General features: G+C 38.3%; 15 protein-coding genes. 6 read left to right on the top strand and 9 right to left on the bottom strand.

The features are described 5' to 3' along the window. Positions 1 to 6 precede the first annotated feature (6 nt). The 3 genes from ACJJVM_RS09900 to ACJJVM_RS09890 all read right to left on the bottom strand — a co-directional run bounded on the left by ACJJVM_RS09900 (position 7) and on the right by ACJJVM_RS09890 (position 2,259). A complete protein-coding gene (locus ACJJVM_RS09900; protein ID WP_405211568.1) occupies positions 7 to 882 on the bottom strand; it encodes a GLPGLI family protein in 876 nt (291 codons plus the stop codon). Positions 883 to 947: 65 nt separating this feature from the next. After that, positions 948 to 1,775 (bottom strand): GLPGLI family protein, encoded by an 828-nt coding sequence (locus tag ACJJVM_RS09895; RefSeq protein WP_405211567.1) that lies wholly within the window; start codon positions 1,773 to 1,775, stop codon positions 948 to 950. Between the two features lie 10 nt (positions 1,776 to 1,785). Continuing rightward, positions 1,786 to 2,259, bottom strand: a complete 474-nt coding sequence (locus tag ACJJVM_RS09890) for a hypothetical protein (protein ID WP_298353795.1) — start codon at positions 2,257 to 2,259, stop codon at positions 1,786 to 1,788. 134 nt (positions 2,260 to 2,393) lie between these two features. Between ACJJVM_RS09890 and ACJJVM_RS09885 the strand changes: the two genes are divergently transcribed. Both ACJJVM_RS09885 and ACJJVM_RS09880 read left to right on the top strand, forming a co-directional pair. Beyond that, positions 2,394 to 3,998, top strand: a complete 1,605-nt coding sequence (locus ACJJVM_RS09885; protein ID WP_405211566.1) for a sensor histidine kinase — start codon at positions 2,394 to 2,396, stop codon at positions 3,996 to 3,998. After that, positions 3,991 to 4,668: a response regulator transcription factor gene (locus ACJJVM_RS09880; protein ID WP_405211565.1), complete on the top strand. Its 678-nt coding sequence runs from the start codon at positions 3,991 to 3,993 to the stop codon at positions 4,666 to 4,668. The genes ACJJVM_RS09885 and ACJJVM_RS09880 overlap by 8 nt, the downstream gene beginning before the upstream one ends. A 49-nt stretch (positions 4,669 to 4,717) precedes the next feature. On the opposite strand, the gene ACJJVM_RS09875 is transcribed toward ACJJVM_RS09880, so the two are convergent. Beyond that, positions 4,718 to 5,110 carry a group III truncated hemoglobin gene (locus ACJJVM_RS09875; protein WP_035334656.1) on the bottom strand — a complete coding sequence of 131 codons (393 nt, stop codon included), beginning with the start codon at positions 5,108 to 5,110 and terminating at the stop codon, positions 4,718 to 4,720. Positions 5,111 to 5,160: 50 nt separating this feature from the next. Between ACJJVM_RS09875 and ACJJVM_RS09870 the strand changes: the two genes are divergently transcribed. The 4 genes from ACJJVM_RS09870 to ACJJVM_RS09855 all read left to right on the top strand — a co-directional run bounded on the left by ACJJVM_RS09870 (position 5,161) and on the right by ACJJVM_RS09855 (position 7,795). After that, positions 5,161 to 5,949 carry a hypothetical protein gene (locus ACJJVM_RS09870; RefSeq protein WP_405211564.1) on the top strand — a complete coding sequence of 263 codons (789 nt, stop codon included), beginning with the start codon at positions 5,161 to 5,163 and terminating at the stop codon, positions 5,947 to 5,949. Positions 5,950 to 5,951: 2 nt separating this feature from the next. Next, entirely contained in the window at positions 5,952 to 6,566 is a 615-nt protein-coding gene (locus ACJJVM_RS09865) for a deoxynucleoside kinase (protein WP_021778044.1), read from the top strand. Between the two features lie 73 nt (positions 6,567 to 6,639). Beyond that, a complete protein-coding gene (locus ACJJVM_RS09860) occupies positions 6,640 to 7,152 on the top strand; it encodes a hypothetical protein (protein WP_405211563.1) in 513 nt (170 codons plus the stop codon). Between the two features lie 124 nt (positions 7,153 to 7,276). Continuing rightward, a complete protein-coding gene (locus ACJJVM_RS09855) occupies positions 7,277 to 7,795 on the top strand; it encodes a hypothetical protein (protein ID WP_035325694.1) in 519 nt (172 codons plus the stop codon). Between the two features lie 67 nt (positions 7,796 to 7,862). Here the strand turns inward: ACJJVM_RS09855 and ACJJVM_RS09850 are convergent, their stop codons facing one another. From ACJJVM_RS09850 to ACJJVM_RS09830, 5 genes are all read right to left on the bottom strand, one after another. Beyond that, complete coding sequence (locus tag ACJJVM_RS09850) at positions 7,863 to 8,870, bottom strand: App1 family protein (RefSeq protein ID WP_405211562.1); 1,008 nt, start codon at positions 8,868 to 8,870, stop codon at positions 7,863 to 7,865. A 114-nt stretch (positions 8,871 to 8,984) separates the two neighbouring features. Next, positions 8,985 to 9,515 carry a peroxiredoxin-like family protein gene (locus tag ACJJVM_RS09845; RefSeq protein WP_405211561.1) on the bottom strand — a complete coding sequence of 177 codons (531 nt, stop codon included), beginning with the start codon at positions 9,513 to 9,515 and terminating at the stop codon, positions 8,985 to 8,987. A 145-nt stretch (positions 9,516 to 9,660) separates the two neighbouring features. Then, positions 9,661 to 12,090 (bottom strand): sodium-translocating pyrophosphatase, encoded by a 2,430-nt coding sequence (locus ACJJVM_RS09840; RefSeq protein WP_298353817.1) that lies wholly within the window; start codon positions 12,088 to 12,090, stop codon positions 9,661 to 9,663. A 189-nt stretch (positions 12,091 to 12,279) separates the two neighbouring features. Then, a complete protein-coding gene (locus ACJJVM_RS09835) occupies positions 12,280 to 12,807 on the bottom strand; it encodes an inorganic diphosphatase (protein WP_298353820.1) in 528 nt (175 codons plus the stop codon). A gap of 398 nt (positions 12,808 to 13,205) precedes the next feature. Further along, the gene (locus ACJJVM_RS09830) at positions 13,206 to 15,749 is read right to left on the bottom strand and encodes a DUF5686 family protein (protein ID WP_405211560.1); all 2,544 of its coding nucleotides are present in this window, start codon (positions 15,747 to 15,749) and stop codon (positions 13,206 to 13,208) included. Between the last annotated feature and the right edge of the window lie 81 nt (positions 15,750 to 15,830).

Genomic DNA, 15,830 nt, shown 5'->3' with positions numbered 1-15,830 from the left:
TCCTTTCTAAAATCTGCCGCCGCCTTGACCACGTCTTCCTCCTCTGCCGAAACGCTCTGCCATTTCTTTTCCTTTTTCTTCAAGGATTTTTGTGTACTCCTCGCGGCTTACTTCCTTACCTTTTACAGGAGCCTCAATAGTTACAGGCTCTTTTGGGTTTAACACCACCTTTGTGCATAAAATAGTGGTATTACTTGTGCTTAACTCTAGTATTAAACCTGGTAACCCGCCAAACTCGTCTGGGCCGTGACTTGCAGGAATCATAGGTGTGTACCAGGCTACGATTTCTTCAGTCTTTGGCTCCTCATCGGCAACGGTTCCTCCGGCCTTTTTAATAGAGTCATTTTTTTCTTGCAACTCTCTTGCTCTTCTTCCCATTCTAGACCACAGGTTAGTCTCAAGGCTGCGCGTTGCCACTGCCTTAAAAACGGGATACTGCCCTATCATCTTACTTTCTTTTACAAGCTCCCAGTTAAGGTTATTTAAGGTGTCTTTTACAAGAAAAGTTTTACCCATCATATCATTCTCACGTGCATAGTCATTACTTGCACGATTAGAATAAATACCTCCTTGTGTAAAACCACCGCCAAAACCACGGCCTCCTCCACCTTGTCCTGGAGTTTCTAACTTTGCCTCTTCCTTATAAAAAGACTCATCTTTTGTAAAGCTTAGTGTATATTCTTTTTCTAAGAAGCGCTTCATACGCTCCATCATTTGCTTTTTCTGAGCTTCGCTCATTTGCTGACCACGACGTCCAAAATTAGACATATCTACCGTGCGTTTGCTCTGGTAAGTAGCCACCCCAGTAATCTCCTGCGCAGTAACCACTGCCGAAAAAAGGAATGTGCAAATCATTAAAAAAGAAAAGGTAGCTTTACTCATAACATCTGTGTTTGAAATTTTAGACTATAAAGCTAGCTAATAGTTTAATGCGGGTTAAAAATTATTTATCCCTGTATCTCAATACTGATGTGATTACCTCCTTTTTTACCTTTGGTTTGGTAACGCTCCATCATCTCTTTTGCTTTTGCTGTAGAAATTTCTTCATACTCCTCTGCACTTACTTTTTTACCTTTTGTAGGTGCTGTTATATTAAGTTTTTCGCTTGGATTGAGCACTACCTTTGTACACATCATAGCCATCTTACCGTCATTTACTTCGAGTATAAGTCCTGGCAATCCCCAGAAACGATCTGGCCCTTGCTGCACAGGTATGTCTAGCGTGTACCAGGCTGTTGTGACTTTTGTTTCTTTTGTTGGGGCAGTTTCTTCTCCATTAACCATATTAATAGTCTCCTTCTCTTCTGTAAGTGTCGCTTTAAAACAGGTGTATTGCCCTATATTTTTAATCTCTTTCTCAAGTTTCCACTCAGGCTTTTTTAAGCTGTCTTCTATAAGGAAGTCTTTTCCCATTAAATTGGTCTTATTTGTAAAGCTTTGCTCTTCTATATTATTAAACAGCTCATCATTACTAGTAGATACTTGAATTTGTATCCCGCTACTTGAAGGCGCTTGTGGCTTGTCTAATGTTGCATTTTCTTTCCACAAAGACTTTTTACCATCAAAGGTGAGTGTGTATTCTTTTTGAAACTGCTTGCGTAGCTGCTCTTGTAAGGTCTTCTGTATATCGCTTGTAATACCCGAAGTGCTATCCATCTTCATTTCTATATGACGTTGCGTTTGGTATGTTGCCACTCCAGATACTTGTTGTGAGTACGCTTTCGCGAAAGCGCAAACCATCACAAGCGCTAGTAAAGTTTTGGTTATAGATTTCATAGTTTTTATGTTATTTGTTATTCTTTTTATTTTGTTGCTCTAGCTTTTCAAGCCTAGATTTTAGTTCTAAAAAGGATGGGCTTTTTTCAAATATGCGTGCCGCTTCTGAAAGTTTTCTCTCAATGTTACTTAAGTCCTTCTTAGTGAGCCCGGCGAGTGAGGCCTGATCATCTTCATCTAGATTTATGGTAAATTTTATTTTTTTTGTGACCTTAGCATTGAGACTATCTAGAGTAACATCTTCTTTTTCGAGAGTGTAACTTATTTTCTGACTTACCTCTTCCATCTTAGTCTGTAATTTTACAATATCTGACTTTGAAAAGAACTCATTGCGTTCTACATCTTCAAGCTTTTCAGAAAGAACTGTGAGCGCCTCTTTTAGTTCTTCTTTAAATTCTTGAGACACTTCGAGCTTCAACTCTTTTTCTTGAGCAAAGGAAATACTCGTTAGTAATGTTAGAATAATTGTGATGATCGTTTTCATAATAGATTGATTTTAAAATGTTTGTTGTATTGAACAGTACAAATATGGAGAACATCTTTGGCTATTTGAGTTAACAACCGTTAACGAGTGTTAAGCGATTTGGTAACAGCTAGTTAACCCATTACATTTGGAGTATGCAAGAAAGACATTATAAAACCATATTGTACTTTATAAGCGCCGTCATAATATGCACACTCGCAGTGCAGATTTACTGGAATTATAAAAATTATGAGGTGGGAAAAGCACAGCTCAAACGTGATATGCAAACTAGCATTGATAATGCTGTAAGCGCTTATTATGAAGGTATCACGGCTTCTAACACTATAGGATTTCTGGGAGATGACCAAAATCTAGATTTATTTTTTAAATCAGATAAAATGCAGAATCTAGGTAAGCGTGTAGACAGTGGTCTTACTATAAATAGTATTAAAATAGAAGAGACTAATAATGATGATAACATTATAGTAGAAGGTGCAAGCCCAACAGAACTAGACAGCATTTTTGCAAGCCGTGTTGTTAAGGTAGACACCACATATGCTCAAGAGTTTAAACGCAACATACCTACATCGAGTGCTCATACTACTTTTAAAGTTTTTGGCGAAAGTGAAAAAGCAGTAGAAGTACTCTCAAAAAGAATAAAAAACAACTTACTTACCTCACAACAGGTAACAGACTCTTCACAAACAGCATTACCAGATAGACTTGAAGCACTTACAGACCTTACAACGAGTATAGTTTTGTCATTTAAAGATGATAAAATAAACGTGCCTACACTAGATAGCCTCATTAACCTAGAGCTTACGCGAAAAAACCTCAACAACACACAATATACTATTGCTTACAACGCAGCAGAAAGTGATACCACACAAACACTCAATAATCACGATCTAGCTATCGTCTCTACCTCAAATTTACTCCCTAAGAAGAGTAGCCTAGCCGTAGGTTTTAAAAATGTAGCAAGTATCGTTTTACAACGTAATTTACTAGGGATGCTCCTCTCCCTACTACTTGTAGGTGCTGTAATAGCCAGCCTACTCTACCTCCTTAAAATCATACAAGAGCAAAAACAGCTCGCCGAGATTAAAAATGACTTTATAAGCAACATCACCCACGAGTTTAAAACCCCCATAGCCACCATAGGTGTAGCTATAGAGAGTATACAACACTTTAATGAGGCAGACAGTAAAGAGAAAACAAAAAAGTATCTTGAGATGTCATCACAGCAAGTATCAAAACTCAACACGATGGTTGAGAAGCTACTTGAGACCGCCACTTTAGACAGCGAAGCTTTAGAACTTAACAAACAAGAGACTAACCTCGTTGAGCTACTTGAGCACATCACACAATCACATCAAGAAACCACAAATGGCAAGGCACTAACCTTTACCACTCAAGACAGAAATACATGTGCATCTATAGATGTTTTTCACCTAGAAAACGCGCTAGATAATATTATAGATAACGCCATAAAATATGGTGGAGATACCATAAAAATAGCTCTTAACAGCACAAAAGAAATCTTACAAATCACCATCGCAGACGGTGGTAACAAGCTTACAAAACAGCAAGCTCAACACATTTTTGATAAATTTTACAGAGTGCCAAAGGGAAATAAGCACGACGTAAAAGGTTTTGGTATAGGCCTCTACTATACAAAGACCATTATAGAAAAACACAGTGGTAATATCACCGTACAAACTCAACCTACCACTTTTAAAATCACACTGCCTTATGCCTAAAATAAATCTACTACTCGCCGAAGATGAGCCTGCGCTAGGCCAGATTGTAAAAGAGAGCCTTGAGACTAGAGACTTTATAGTCACACTATGTCCAGATGGTGAGATTGCTTTTGAAAAATTCAAACAAGACACTCCAGACATACTCGTACTTGATGTAATGATGCCTAAGATGGATGGTTTTACTCTAGCCAAAGAAGTAAGAGCCGTAAATGATGAAATCCCCATTATATTTCTCACAGCAAAGTCTCAACCAGCAGATGTTGTAGAGGGGTTTAGCATAGGTGGTAATGACTACCTAAAGAAACCCTTTAGTATGGAAGAACTCATCGTGCGTATTAAAAACTTATTGAATCGCTCTGCACAACAAAAAAAGTCAGAGGTACTTAAGGTGGGTGACTACAGCTTCGACTTTCCGAGGCAAGAATTACATTACAATAATGACGTCACCCGTCTCACACATAGAGAAGCCCATCTTCTTTTTAATCTGGTAAAAAATAGGAATCAAGTGCTGGACCGTAGCCTGATCTTAAAAAAGCTATGGGGCAATGACGACTTTTTCAACGCACGTAGTATGGATGTCTTTATCACAAAACTTCGCAAAAAACTCAAAGACGACCCTCAGGTTGAGATTGTAAACGTGCGTGGCTATGGTTATAAATTGCTGTGCTAGATTTAACGAAAAGTATTAGTTGCTGTGTTACGCTTTCGCGAAAGCGTAATTATTCCACTCCTGGTTTTGCCTGAAACATATTTACTAGAAAGAAAGTTCCAATCTTACGAGCTCTAAACTTTGCCATCTCTGCAAGGTCTCCTTCATATAATTCATCTACCGTTTGCACCCAGTGATTGAGCCACACGCCAAAGTGTTGCTCATTTATAGTATAACCCTCATCTCTATCTACACGTTTGTGAGCCTGCAAAGGTCTTCCTGTAAAAATGCGCTTTTGAAACAGGTTACCTTCCCAAAAATCTGTGAGATGCTCAAAGTGATGTGGCCAGTCTGTAATGTGTTTATTGAAAATAGGTCCCAAATAAACATCACTACGTATGCGACCATAAAAAGTGGTCACCAGTTTATATACGTCTTCTCTATTTTTAATCTCTTTTCTCACATTACAAAGGTATTAACTATAACGGCTAGATTTTTGTACTTTGCTTACTAATGTATAAACTGATTTACATACTACTATTCCTTGCTTCTATCACAGTTACAAGCCAGAGCTACTCCCTAGAGAAGATCAATGAGGTCACACTAGACACAGACACCTTTATCGCTGTAGATGCTTTCAATGCACTATACCACATTAAAGGTGATATATTATATAAGACTGATGTGCAAAATGAGTATCAATATTCGGCATTACAACTGGGTGCGTTAACTTCGGTAGATGTGCTCAACCCGCTTAGAATTACCTTGTTTTATGAAAGCTCAAACACAGCTGTCATTCTTGACAACACACTTAACGAAATCACACGTGTAAACTTCTCTACGATCGAAAACTTTAGAAATGTAAGCCACGTGCGTACGGCAAGTGATAGGCGCTTCTGGATTTTTAATACAGATTTACAACAGTTAGAAATTTTTGACTGGAATACTCAAAAAGTTCTTACCCAGTTTCCCCCTATGGCACATAATGCCACAGCACTTATGAGTAATTTTAACTTTGCCTGGGTGAGTACTAAAGATGGTGTTTTTTACTACAATAATTATGGAAGTTTTATAGAGAAGATGGAAAGTCCTGAAAGCCAGCTTATGTCACAAGACAAAGGTGCTTTTATACTTTATGCAGATAAGAAGCTCTATTACAAACCTAATGATACTGCTGCTGTAGGAGTTATAGAAACATTAGATTTATCTATAAAACAGCTTTCTTTAAAAGGGGAAAGTCTCTATATTTACAGTGATAAAAAGCTCACTGCTTTCCGTCTCAAACTAGCTAAACAACCTTAACTATGCACATCGCCATCGCCGGTAATATTGGTGCCGGTAAAACGACACTGACTAAACTTCTCGCAAAACATTTTAAGTGGACTCCACAGTTTGAAGACGTGGTAGATAACCCTTACCTAGATGATTTTTATAACGAGATGGAGCGCTGGTCTTTTAACCTGCAAATTTACTTTTTAAATAGCCGTTTTAGACAATTACTAGAGATACGCGATAGCAATAAATCTATTATACAAGACCGTACTATCTATGAAGACGCATTCATATTTGCGCCTAACCTGCACGCGATGGGCTTGCTTACTAATAGAGATTACAACAACTACAAGTCGCTTTTTGACCTTATGGAGAGTGTAGTAGATGCACCAGACCTTATGATTTACCTGCGTAGCTCTATCCCAAACCTTGTATCGCAAATACACAAGCGTGGCAGAGACTATGAAAACTCTATATCTATAGACTACCTAAGCCGTCTTAATGAACGCTACGAGGCGTGGATACACGGTTATGACAAAGGAAAGCTTCTTATTATAGATGTAGATAATCTTGACTTTGTAGATAATCCAGAAGATCTAGGAGATATCATCAATAGAATAGATGCTGAGTTAAATGGGCTTTTTTAACATAAAGCTTAATAATCTTTAAGTTTGGCAGGGTGTTTGATGATTTTTGAGCTTCAATCAAAAATCAAACATTATGAAATTTATTACCAAACTAGTAGTTCTAGCAATCCTTGTAACCTTTTTATCTTGTAGTAGTGATGACGACAACGCAGTATTACAAGAGGTTGCTCTTACCACAGCCTCATTGAGCGGCACTTATGAATTAACGGATTATAATTCATTAGATATAACAACCTATGAACTCACAGGTACAACTATTACAATTTTAGGTGAACCGCTTACTCTCGGAAATTCAAATATCACCTTTACAGAGTCTGGAGCTTATTCCTTAAACTTTAATTATACGGCTAATGAAAGACATAGCTTTAACAATGCTTCTTCTACGTTTGTAGAGAATGTGAATTATTCAGATGCTTCTGCGGGAGATTACACGATTACTGGAGATCAGAAAGTTTTATTTAATGGTCGAGAATATGAAGCAACCCTACTCAATAATGGTGAACTTACTATTTATTTTGAGCAATATGAAGAAACCGAATACTACGAAAACACCTACAGTCAAGAATTAACGTTTACTAAGGTTTAGTATTATATACACAGCTCAGCAACAGCCATTTATAATTAATCACAAATACATATTCAATAAGAAAATTCTTTCTAGTTCTGTTTTTATAAACTAGATTTGCGCGTTTTTAAACTTAAACTATATTATGAAAAAGATTACTCTATTTTTAGTTATGGCAATTTCTGTGATGACTATATCTTGTAGCAATGACGACGATTCTTCTGAGCCAGCAGGACCAACACTTACACCTGCACTACTTGCCGGAACTTACAACTTAAACTTTTACGAGAGTGAAGAGGTAATACAAGAAGAAGTTACAGGTGGTACAGCTACTACAACGATAAGTGAGGTAGGTGATACATTTGGAACATCAAATATTGTTTTTGACGCAAACGGAACTTATACTGTAAACTTCCAATACCGTGTTACAAGAACAACTCAATTAGAGAGCAACGACCCTGTAGAAGAAACTGAGATTATCACAAACTCAGATACAGGTAATTATTCTGTAAATGACACAAACCAGACACTTACTATAGATGGTGAGACTGGAGATGTTACTTTATTTAACGACAGCCAGCTTAGACTATTATTTGAAAGCACAGATGTTGAGGCAGATGGCACATCTACATTTACTAGTGAATTACGTTTTGCAAGACAATAGTCAAAACACAATTTAACTACATAAACAAAAAACGGCTACTTAAATTAAGTAGCCATTTTTTTATGCTTTATGCTATAAGACCTATAAATCTCGCGTGCTCCTCTGCAAAGGAACTCTTTTCTATTAGTACTGCTGGCGTGGTCTCATACTGTGCAAGTACACTTTTTACACGCATTACCTTTTTCTTATGCTTCACACTACGCAGGTACACCGCTAGTATTTGCTCTGGATACTCCTTTGCTACTTCTAGATAAATATCTACATCGTGCTCTCCACTATCACCTATAAGCACAAACTTTAAGTCCGGATAGGTGTTTAATATATTTCTAATCTCGTGCTGCTTGTGCGGCTTTTCTGGTTTTGGAGTTTTCTCAAAAGGCCCTCTAAAATCTCTTAATAATATAGGCCCTTTCGGGAAATTTTGATTCCTCACAAAAGATTCTAGGTAGTTATATAAATTCCAAGGGCTGTTACTCACATAAAACATTGGGTTTGCATCTGCTCCAGAAGTTCCTCTATGTAGTTTTTGATATAAAGAAGGAGCTCCCTCTAGCGATGTGCGCCTCCCTACATCTTTAAAAAGTGTATTTACAATCACTCTCCACTTAAGAAGCGACGCTACTCCCGTATGTAATATCGTATCATCTATATCACTTATGACTCCATAAGACGCATTTTCTGAAGGGATAAGCATCTCTACGGCAAACTTATTTTCTCCCATAAGCACCACATCCTTTTTTACATCATCAAAACTCACTGTAAGCTGGAGCCATCCCTCACTATTAGTCATCTTATCTAAGCCGTGTACCTGCTCATCTATTTTAAAATATCCTTCGGCATCTGTGGTGGTGTAAAAGACAGCTCCATCTGGCAAAGTCACTTTGAGTTTTGTGTGACGCAACTCATCTGTAGCAAACTGTTTATAGGCATTTTTAAAAGCAGCAAGCACACCCTTTTTCTTTAGATCTACTCCTTCGTGCTCTAAAGCGCGCCCTATGAGGTATAAGTGATTTTTAGTTCCATAAGACTGGTACCCGTCTATTTGTATACGATCTTGTTTTTTAGAAAAGAACATTGTACGATGTATTGGTTAGTATTACGCTTTCGCGAAAGCGTAAAAATAATAGCTTCATAAAAAAAGTGCACAACTATAGTAATGCACTTTTTAGTAGCGATATGTATCTATATCTTACGCATTTTGAGGAATTCCTTTTACCTCTCCTCTAGCGGGGTAATCTTTTTTCATAATAAAATCTATCCCTCCTAGAATATCGTCAAAGTGCGGTCTTGCAAAAGGCATAGACTGTACACTTGAGAAAAATAGTGTTCCGTCAGTTTTTATCAAGAAGAGACCTGGCTCTGTAAAGAAGTCTGGCTCCTTATCTGAAACCGCTTCAGAAATAAACAATCCGTACTCTCTTGCTTTCTCTAGTGATAGATTATATGCTACTGGTAGTCCTTCTATATCCCAATCTTCACCTGCTATTTTTGCTCTCTTCTCTGTGTCTGCACTTATAGCCACGACATTAATGCCGCGATCTACAAACTTATCTAGTTTTTGAGAAAGCTCTTCAAGTTGTTTTTTACATACGGGACAATGTAGTCCTCTATAAAAAACTAAAAGCGTAAAGTTTTCTGCGTTTTGATCGCTCAGTTTCCAGTTAGTATCATTTATTAATGGAAGTTCCAGTGAGGGAACTTGTGTTTTTGGTAACAACATAATTTTAATTTTTACATAAAATTACCGCATAAACAGCTGCAGCTCTCATAACACCATTGTAAACCTTTGTTAAGGTATGTGAATGTCATAAAAAAAGGTGAGCCTATAAGACTCACCTCGTTATACGTAATAGCTAGTATATAAACTATTTATTGCGAAGTGATGCTTCAAAGGCGTCCATTTGCTTTTTTACCTCAGCTTCTGTACCTGTAAACTCTTTTACCTCAGTACTCATCTCACCATTATCATCTGTCGTAATAGTTACTGTTCCTACAAACTGCCCATCACGCTCTGCCATAGCAAAGCGAACTTCTTTTTGCACTTCGCGTGTTTCTTTAATACGTCCATCTTGAGTAATTGCGACCACAGTCCCATCTTCTGTAGTAATAGCCAGACCATCATCTGTATGACCGCCTAGTATAGGTGCAATCACAAGACCGATAAGACAGGTAAGTTTTATAAGTATATTCATAGACGGTCCAGATGTATCTTTAAAAGGATCTCCTACCGTATCACCAGTAACAGCAGCTTTATGAGCATCAGAGCCCTTGTAAGTCATCTCACCGTTAATCTCTACTCCTGCCTCAAAAGATTTTTTTGCATTATCCCAGGCACCTCCAGCATTGTTCTGAAAGATTGCCCATAACACGCCACTTACCGTAACGCCGGCCATATACCCTCCTAGCATCTCTGCAATAGCAAGACGATTCATCCCAAAGGCAAGCGGCAAGAAAGCAATCACAAGCGGAAAACCAATGGTTAAAATACCTGGCAGCAACATTTCTTTAAGCGAAGCTTGTGTAGATATAGCCACACATTTATCATACTCTGGTTTCCCAGTTCCTTCCATTATACCTGGTATGTCTTTAAACTGGCGACGTACTTCTTGTACCATTTCCATAGCTGCTTTTCCTACGGCATTCATCGCAAGTGCAGAAAATACCACTGGAACCATTCCTCCTACAAAGAGCATTGCGAGTACAGGTGCTTTAAAAATATTAATACCGTCTATTCCCGTAAAGGTTACATAAGCCGCAAATAATGCGAGCGATGTAAGCGCTGCAGATGCAATCGCAAATCCTTTTCCTGTAGCCGCCGTAGTATTACCTACAGAATCTAGAATATCTGTGCGTTCACGCACGATAGGCTCCTGCTCACTCATCTCTGCTATACCACCTGCATTATCTGAGATTGGTCCAAAGGCATCTATCGCAAGTTGCATCGCTGTAGTAGCCATCATTGCAGAGGCTGCTAGAGCCACCCCATAAAAACCGGCAAATGCATATGACGCCCAGATCGCACCGGCAAATAATAGTACCGATGGAAATGTAGAGATCATACCCGTAGCGAGACCTGCAATAATGTTAGTTCCTGCTCCTGTACTTGATTGTTGTACAATTTTGAGAATAGGCGTTTTACCGAGACCAGTATAATATTCTGTCACAGAAGAAATCACAGCTCCCACAACTAGCCCCACTATAGTCGCATAAAAAACGCGCATAGATGAGATTTCTTGCACTCCTTCTCCAAAGAATTCCATTCGCATCGTTTCTGGAAGCATCCATTTACATAGTGCAAAACAAGCTACTGCCACAAGCACTATAGAAGTCCAGTTACCTATATTAAGAGCACCCATAACCTGAGACTCCTTTGCATCGTTACTCTTAATTTTAACAAGCATTGTACCTATAATAGATATAATAATACCCACACCTGCTATAGCCATAGGCAACAATATAGGACCAATACCTCCAAAAGCGTCTGAAATGCTACCTCCCATATCTTTTATCACATAATTACCTAGTACCATTGCTGCTAGCACGGTTGCTACATATGATCCAAATAAGTCTGCCCCCATCCCTGCTACGTCTCCTACATTATCTCCCACGTTATCTGCAATAGTTGCAGGGTTGCGAGGATCATCTTCTGGTATACCAGCTTCTACCTTACCTACAAGGTCTGCTCCCACATCTGCAGCTTTGGTATAAATACCACCGCCTACACGAGCAAAAAGTGCAATAGACTCTGCACCTAGAGAGAATCCTGCTAGTGTTTCTAATACAATGGTCATATCCATCGTATTTGTCCACTCACCACCCATAAAGAAATGGAAGAAAAAGATAAAGAATGCTGTAAGACCAAGTACTGCAAGACCAGCAACTCCAAGCCCCATCACCGTACCTCCGCCAAAAGAGATTTTAAGCGCATTAGGCAAGCTAGTGCGCGCCGCCTGAGTGGTACGCACATTTGTTTTGGTAGCGATTTTCATCCCTATGTTTCCTGCAAAGGCAGAAAATACAGCACCGCATACAAATGCAATAACAATAAGCCAGTGCGTGGTAGGCACTACATAAGACACAATAGCAAGTAATACACTTACAATAATTACAAATATGGTAAGCAGTTTATACTCGGCATTTAAAAAAGCGAGCGCCCCCTCATAAATGTGATCAGATATTTCTTTCATCTTACCATCACCAGCATCTTGCTTCATAACCCAAGATTGCTTTATGATCATATAGACAAGCCCAAGAAGGGCCAATACAATCGGCACGTAAATCATCATTGATTCCATAAATTTTGTTTGGTTTTAGTGAGAATTTCTTAAAAAAATTCTTAAAATATTAGATGATACTAAAGTAGCAAAATCCACCTAAATCACAAACAACTCACAATCAATAACATACAAAAAATGTGATTGCATAAAAAAAGCCGCAACGCGATGCGTTACGGCTCCTAGGCTAATTCGTTTATACTGTGAGTCTTAGTAAATACTCACTTCGCTACGTGGTACATCAGACTCTTGGAATCTCTGGTAACACTTTGCTACAATTTCTCTAGCTTCGTGTACGTCTCCCCATCCACCTACGTCTACTTTTTTCTCTTCAAGGTCTTTGTACACTTGGAAAAAGTGCTCAATCTCTTTTATAAGGTGTGGGTTACAATCAGATAAGTCTTCAAGCTTACTTGCACTTGGATCTGTTACTGGTACACAGATAACTTTTTCGTCTGGTCCTTTTTCATCTGCCATATGGAAAACTCCTATAGGCTTTACCTCAATCACACATCCAGGAAAAGTAGGCTCTGTTACAAGAACAAGTACATCAAGAGGATCTCCATCTAGTGCAAGAGTTTCTGGTATAAAACCGTAATCTGCAGGGTACATCATAGAAGAAAAGATCATACGATCGTAACGTATTTTCTTTAGCTCAAAATCATACTCATATTTGTTACGACTCCCTTTTGGGATTTCGATTAAAACGTCAAATGTTTTTACTTTTTCTGCTGTCATATCATTATAAAAAAACAAATTATGCTCCCTCCTATTAAAAAATCTCTTAATATTTGAACACTAATTTGTGTAGTTAGTATTGCGCTTTCGCGAAAGCTAAATTTTAAATAGCTGAAATTCAATTAATTATAAACAGCAGCTTGCCAAAAAATATCTTTCGGGGTGCAAAAATACGCTGTAAAAGCGTTATCACCAAAGGAATACGTGTTAAGATTAGGTTAGGTAGTTACTCGTACAGCGGTTTAAAAAAGAAAGGTGATACTGATTAAAGTACCACCTTGAATGTTTTCACAACGGGATAATCTGTTTGTTGTTCTATTTTTTTATTAATGTCATTTACTTAAATAAACACCTCTGAAGGCAATACTACTTTCGCGAAAGCGTAAAAACAACCTTCATTAAAAATAAAATCCAAAACTACCTGTCACCCCTATCTTACGAGCATCTGGCAAGAAGTTATAATTTCCTCTAAAGTTTACATCTATACGGAACACCTTAAAGATATTACCTACCCCGATGCTGTACTCATAATACGGCTCCATAGATGGGGCAATCATAGATGGTGTGATGGCGGTTACTGGATCTCCCTCTGCAAAGAGAAGACTCTCAAAGGCGGGTCTGTTAAGATCAATATTAGCCTGTGATATATTACCTATTATACCACGCACGCCTATAATCTCTCTGAGGTTTAACCCTTTTAAGAAAGGAATACGGTTAAAGATTCTTCCTCCAAAGTTATGTTCTAGCTGTAGTGATGCATACTCATCTGTAGTAAACTCATAAAAATTGAGCTGGCTAAAGGTGTTGAATATTGAGAACAGTGACTGGTTACCTGGCACTGGACTTAATAATGCCAGTGGCACCTCATCAAAGGTTTTACCTACCTCTGTAGAAGCGGTAAGTGTACCTAGACCTCCTACACGTATTGCCTTACGAGCAGAAAATTGAAACTTATCGTACCCAAAATCACTGTCTAGCGTACCCTCAAGGCCACGTGTGTAACTCGCATAAAAGCTAGGGAACCACTCGTTTGTAACGCGTCGCTCTACGCCAAAACCTGAGGTCTTTTTACCTGGCTCCCAGATAGTAGTAAGAACCACCTCTGCTTGTTTAAGCTCACCTGTGGTGGTGGTTTGTGTGGCATCTGTAAAGTAGTCTAGACTAAAGGTCTCTGAGGCAGACTCGAGCGTGCGCAGTGAGAAATCTGCTCGTACTTGCAGGTTGCGCACCACCTCTATCTCTGCTGCTACGTTTGCCAGTTTTATAGAGGTGAGCTTATCATTAGTCGCTGTGTTTACTAGAGATGATGAGGCAAGATTTCTACCTAGCACATCTCTTGAGGTGGTAAGGCTCGCCCCTATTTGCTCTACATCTTGACGGTAACCGCCAGAGATTATAAGTCTACTCTTTTTATCTAAAAGCCACTTACCAGAGATACCAAATTTTCCTTTTTTGTCTTTAAAACCATAGGCTAAAAAGCCTTCTAGACGCCAAGGATCGTTTTGAGAAAAATAAGTTCTACCACCTGTACGTACACGCAAACCTTCTACCTCGTTAAACCCAAAGGTTGAAAATATAGGGCCGTAATCAAAATTGAGACTTGGGATCTCATAATAACCAGAGGCTAGTACAGAGCCTGCATTATAGAGATTTCTAAATTTCTTAACCGTTTTAAGCGTGTCGAGCATTTTATAAACACCTAGCTCGTCTTTGCTCAGTTCTTCTTTTCTATTCTCTTCCCAAAACTCATCGCCACGATTATAAATATCCTTATCGTAGTTATAGACTTCCTTGTCGTAATAATCTTTGTCTAGTTTTTTATCAAACTCATAGTTATCATATAGGGTCGTACGCTTACCGTACATTCCTCTAGATTGCTCTTTTTTATTAAAAGCAAAGTCTGACAAGAAATAATCTCGTGAGAGTAAGAACGTAGTATCGTTTACGATATCAAACTCTTGCTCCATATAGATTTCTTTGACCCAGTTTATGTTTGCACTCTTTGAGAGCTGCATATTAATCTCCTTAATGGCCCAGGTTGAGTCGTTTACCCAGAAGTCTCCTTTAAAGGTGAGTTCGTTTTTACGACGTGGATAATAAATGATATTATAACACCATTTATTATCTATGTAGGCACTATCTGAGAGTACATAATTATAGGTTTGTATCCCTGTGCGCGACAGCGGACTTGTAAAACTCTTATCAAAAAACTGTAAGTAGTTCTGGTAGATATCATAATCACTGTACAGATCTTTTACAAAACCTATCACTGTTTGATTCTCGCTAAAACCACTGTTTTTATTACCTAGCAGCTCTTCTTTTACTTTGTTAATCTCGTTGTCTCCATAAACTTTTGACACGGCTTCGTTTACAAAAATGGGTAGATAGGTTTTACCCGTCACATTTGAAGTATCTGTCTGATCAAATATAAATTCCATCCCTTTAAAGAGACGGCTATTTATAAGTGCACTGTCTATGGTGTTAAGGTCAAACTCTAGTTTTTCATACTTATCATACTGGTATTGCTTAAACTGCTTGAGTCCATTCTCTCTTTTATTTGCCCATATCTTGCGTAGTATATCTACAGCAGGGTTGTTCTTTTTATCTGTTTTACCCGTAAAGATTACAACCTCATCTAGCGCCCCAGCCTCTTCTTCTAGGGTGATTTTCATCTCGTAGTTTACCTTTTGCTCTAAGTCTACAATAAGGTTTGAAAATCCTATAAAAGAAAATCGCACTTGCTCCCACGTAGCATCAGACTCGAGGTAAAAGCGACCATTCTCGTTTGTAATAGTTCCCTCATTTGAACCCATAAAAACGACATTTACAAATGGTAATGCATTTCCCTGCGCGTCAAAAACTTCTCCACTCACTTTAGTCTGACCATAAGATATAGCCACCGTAAAAAGCGTAATAAGGAAGAAAAGTAAATTATGTTTCATCTATTAATTCTATTTGTGCGTTGTTACATATCATTCAGTAGGGTTACAATGATTACCCTATAACGTTTAGAATATGTATTA

This window comes from Dokdonia sp. Asnod2-E02, from assembly GCF_045063915.1.
Taxonomy (GTDB): Bacteria; Bacteroidota; Bacteroidia; order Flavobacteriales; family Flavobacteriaceae; genus Dokdonia.
This window is presented reverse-complemented; position numbering and strand designations above follow the sequence as displayed.

Excerpts from the sequence above, each read along its gene's own strand:
- ACJJVM_RS09900 (WP_405211568.1), bottom strand. The coding sequence starts at position 882 with ATGAGTAAAGCTACCTTTTCTTTTTTAATGATTTGCACATTCCTTTTT.
- ACJJVM_RS09895 (WP_405211567.1), bottom strand. The coding sequence starts at position 1,775 with ATGAAATCTATAACCAAAACTTTACTAGCGCTTGTGATGGTTTGCGCT.
- ACJJVM_RS09890 (WP_298353795.1), bottom strand. The coding sequence starts at position 2,259 with ATGAAAACGATCATCACAATTATTCTAACATTACTAACGAGTATTTCC.
- ACJJVM_RS09885 (WP_405211566.1), top strand. The coding sequence starts at position 2,394 with ATGCAAGAAAGACATTATAAAACCATATTGTACTTTATAAGCGCCGTC.
- ACJJVM_RS09880 (WP_405211565.1), top strand. The coding sequence starts at position 3,991 with ATGCCTAAAATAAATCTACTACTCGCCGAAGATGAGCCTGCGCTAGGC.
- ACJJVM_RS09870 (WP_405211564.1), top strand. The coding sequence starts at position 5,161 with ATGTATAAACTGATTTACATACTACTATTCCTTGCTTCTATCACAGTT.
- ACJJVM_RS09865 (WP_021778044.1), top strand. The coding sequence starts at position 5,952 with ATGCACATCGCCATCGCCGGTAATATTGGTGCCGGTAAAACGACACTG.
- ACJJVM_RS09860 (WP_405211563.1), top strand. The coding sequence starts at position 6,640 with ATGAAATTTATTACCAAACTAGTAGTTCTAGCAATCCTTGTAACCTTT.
- ACJJVM_RS09855 (WP_035325694.1), top strand. The coding sequence starts at position 7,277 with ATGAAAAAGATTACTCTATTTTTAGTTATGGCAATTTCTGTGATGACT.
- ACJJVM_RS09850 (WP_405211562.1), bottom strand. The coding sequence starts at position 8,870 with ATGTTCTTTTCTAAAAAACAAGATCGTATACAAATAGACGGGTACCAG.
- ACJJVM_RS09845 (WP_405211561.1), bottom strand. The coding sequence starts at position 9,515 with ATGTTGTTACCAAAAACACAAGTTCCCTCACTGGAACTTCCATTAATA.
- ACJJVM_RS09840 (WP_298353817.1), bottom strand. The coding sequence starts at position 12,090 with ATGGAATCAATGATGATTTACGTGCCGATTGTATTGGCCCTTCTTGGG.
- ACJJVM_RS09835 (WP_298353820.1), bottom strand. The coding sequence starts at position 12,807 with ATGACAGCAGAAAAAGTAAAAACATTTGACGTTTTAATCGAAATCCCA.
- ACJJVM_RS09830 (WP_405211560.1), bottom strand. The coding sequence starts at position 15,749 with ATGAAACATAATTTACTTTTCTTCCTTATTACGCTTTTTACGGTGGCT.